Origin of the sequence: Rickettsia sp. TH2014 (genome assembly GCF_019249195.1) — a bacterium.
GTDB classification, from domain to species: domain Bacteria; phylum Pseudomonadota; class Alphaproteobacteria; order Rickettsiales; family Rickettsiaceae; genus Rickettsia; species Rickettsia felis.
Genome location: NZ_MXAX01000180.1, coordinates 1 through 2,473, shown reverse-complemented (window position 1 = coordinate 2,473; position 2,473 = coordinate 1). Strand labels below are relative to the sequence as shown.

Here is a 2,473-nt window from a genome sequence, read left to right as displayed (position 1 = left end):
GTGGTCAAGCCACGGGATGACAGAGATGAAATTGATCTGTAGAAGCCAAGGATTGCATCAGTTTTGTAAAAAATACTCTCACTTTTGACAGAGGTTTCGTGGCGTTTTACTATTTCGGTTATGGTTCTATATTAACTTCCAAAAAGTCAATTAAACTTTACTTCAGGTGGTAATGACATTAATATTGCCTCAACATTTCCATCGGTCATTAAGCCGAATTTAGTACCGCGGTCATATAGCAAATTAAATTCTACATATCTACCCCGCCTTATAAGTTGGTATTCTTTCTGCTCAGTTGTCCAAGGTAAAAATAACTTACTTCCAACGATTTCAGGATATACCGACAATAAAGCTCTACCTACATCCTGCGTAAAAGCAAAATCCTGTTCAAAATTATCACTATTTAAGTAATCATAGAATATTCCGCCTACTCCTCTCGGCTCTTTTCGATGCTTTAGATAAAAATATTCGTCACATTGCTTTTTGAATTTAGGATAATAGCTAGAATCATACTTATCGCACGCTTCTTTAAAAGCTGTATGAAACTTTGTAGTTTCGTTTTCTTCCGGATAAAAAGGTGTTAAATCGCCACCGCCTCCAAACCAACTTTTAGAAGTCTCTATATAACGAGTATTGAAATGCATGGCAGGAATTAGCGGCGATTTAAGATGTGCGACTAATGAAATGCCTGTTGCAAAGAATTTCCCGTCTAGCTCTGCTCCTGGAATTTCACTACGGAATTCGGGAGAAAATTCACCGAATACGGTAGATATATTAACCCCGACTTTTTCAAATACTTCTCCTTTCATGAGAGACATAATACCGCCGCCACCGCCGTTACGTTGCCAGCTTGTACGTACAAACTTAGCTGGTTTTAAACCTTTTGTCTGTGCATATTCTTCTTCGATTTTTTCAAATTCTTTGCACAATAAATCACGTAAATTAGTAAACCAATTACTTGTTATTTCTTTATTTTCTATTTTCATAATTATTAAGCAACGATTTAATTACTTTCCTCATCATATACATAATCACTAAAAATACAGCAGTAATGATCATGATATAAAAAGCCGGAGCATAAAATAAACCTGTATGCTCTACAAGCCAACGGGAAATAATAGGTGAAGTTCCGCCGAATATCGCTATTGCAAAATTGTAGCTGAAAGCAACACCAGTGAATCTTTGTTCTGCCGTAAACAAGGATATAACGAATATATAAGCCGTACCTGCTATACTTCCTGCGAGCATACCAAGTATTGTAAGAGCTATGATTTGTTGCCACATCTCTTCTGCTGACATAAGTAACATGGTCGGTAAAATCAATATCAAGATAGCAACACCAACAAGCATTGCCATTTTAAATTTTCCGATAATATCGGCAGTACCGCCGGCAAGCGGCATCGCTATCATTGCAATAAATGAACTATACGCTAAATATGATAAAGCAATAGTATTGCTAAGATGCATTACATTATAATAGAAAACATTTATATAAGTTTTTACTAAATACATAACACTGCTAGCAATAGCACCTATACACATAGTTAAAAACATCGATCTCCAAGCAGTTCTAATTACATTGGAAAAAGGTGCTTTAAGAACTTGTTTCTTTTTCTCAAGCATTTTAAAAATCGGTGTTTCCGATACACGTAATCGCAAGTAAAATCCGGCAAGACCCATAAATCCGCCAAGTAGGAAAGCAAAACGCCAAGCAAAATCTATATGCGAAAAATAACACTCAATTATAATACCGATAAATGTTGCAATTAAAGTACCTGCGATATTTGAACCATGTACTAACCCTGCCGTAAAACCGGCTCTTAAGTTTTGACGATGTTCAAGGATAAAAATAGCCGCTCCCGTCCCTTCACCGCTAATACATAAACCTTGAATAAGCCGCATTATAACTAAAGTTATAGGGGCATAAATTCCAATACTTGCATATGAGGGTATAAGACCCATAATAAAGGTCGGAATAGTCATACCTAGCATCGAGATTATTAATGCGATACGTCTACCGTATCTATCACCTATATAACCGAATAATATACCTCCTATCGGTCTTGTCAGAAAGCCGACCGCAAATACTCCAAGGCTTAGAAGAGTTTTAATGAATTCTGATTCACCTGGAAAAAAAACTTGTCCAATAATCAACGAAAAAACTGAATATACCGTAAAATCATAATATTCGAGTACATTACCTGAAATAGCAGATAAAAAAATGAACCTAGACCTATTCATCGGGCTTTAAATAACTTAATTACTAATTAGTTATTATAGACGAGTTACTTCATTTATAAAGTGTAAAGTTTTGAAATATCATTTAAACTAATTGGGACAAGAAAGTTTTAGCAGAAACGATTACAGGATAATTATAACTGAAGCAATCAATTTCCTTATATTCCATGTTAAGTACTACTTGAAAGGCAATGTAGAAGTCAAGATTTAATCTTACAGACATTATAAAAATTAT

At 35.1% G+C, this 2,473-nt stretch carries 2 protein-coding genes; both read right to left on the bottom strand.

The genetic code is table 11. The features are described from left to right. Positions 1-146: 146 nt before the first annotated feature. Positions 147-986: an oxygen-dependent coproporphyrinogen oxidase gene (gene hemF, locus KYQ89_RS03520; RefSeq protein WP_218460433.1), complete on the bottom strand. Its 840-nt coding sequence runs from the start codon at positions 984-986 to the stop codon at positions 147-149. Continuing rightward, a complete protein-coding gene (locus KYQ89_RS03515) occupies positions 970-2,241 on the bottom strand; it encodes an MFS transporter (protein WP_218460432.1) in 1,272 nt (423 codons plus the stop codon). Before KYQ89_RS03515 ends, hemF begins: the two co-directional genes overlap by 17 nt. Positions 2,242-2,473: the final 232 nt, after the last annotated feature.

Excerpts from the sequence above, each read along its gene's own strand:
- KYQ89_RS03515 (WP_218460432.1), bottom strand. The coding sequence starts at position 2,241 with ATGAATAGGTCTAGGTTCATTTTTTTATCTGCTATTTCAGGTAATGTA.
- hemF (WP_218460433.1), bottom strand. The coding sequence starts at position 986 with ATGAAAATAGAAAATAAAGAAATAACAAGTAATTGGTTTACTAATTTA.